The sequence below is a fragment of the Vibrio sp. Y176 genome (assembly GCF_033438945.1).
The window spans coordinates 1-566 of sequence record NZ_JAWOQS010000926.1 but is presented as its reverse complement, the minus strand read 5'-3'; the positions used below and the strand labels follow the sequence as shown (position 1 = coordinate 566).

General features: G+C 47.2%; 1 pseudogene. It reads right to left on the bottom strand.

Annotation, left to right across the window (positions count from 1 at the left end):
• Nucleotides 1-28 precede the first annotated feature (28 nt).
• Nucleotides 29-566, bottom strand: a pseudogene (gene lnt / locus R7O13_RS29440) (apolipoprotein N-acyltransferase); the annotation flags it as partial.

Here is a 566-nt window from a genome sequence, read left to right as displayed (position 1 = left end):
ACAATGGCCAAGTGCCAAACGTTCGCTATGGTGTTGTTCCATCTGTTGGGGTGAGCTCTGCACGTAGTACAGCTGTTTCAAATTGAGGAACTTGCTCTACAATCTTGCCTTTATAATCGGTTACTGCTGTTAAGCCGTTGTTTGTTGAACGGATCAGCGGCTTGCCCAGTTCCAGAGCACGCATGCGAGCGATTTCCATATGTTGAAGTGGTCCAATCGAATGTCCAAACCATGCATCGTTCGAAAGCGTTAGAATGAAGTCGGTTTCGTCAGTAACGTTTTGACGCACTTGTTCATTAAAAATGATCTCGTAACAGAGCGCTGGTGCCATGTGCATGCCGTTCGCAACGATATTAGGTTGCACGAACGCCCCACGACTAAACGACGACATTGGTAAATTGAAGAATGGAGCCAGCGGGCGCAAGATATCTTCAAACGGAACAAACTCACCAAACGGTAATAGGTGATGCTTGTGGTAGCGTTCGCTCATATCAAAGCTGTAATCACCGTATGGTGTGACGCCTAGCGACAGAATGCTGTTATAGAACTGCCTGTCCTCCGATTGA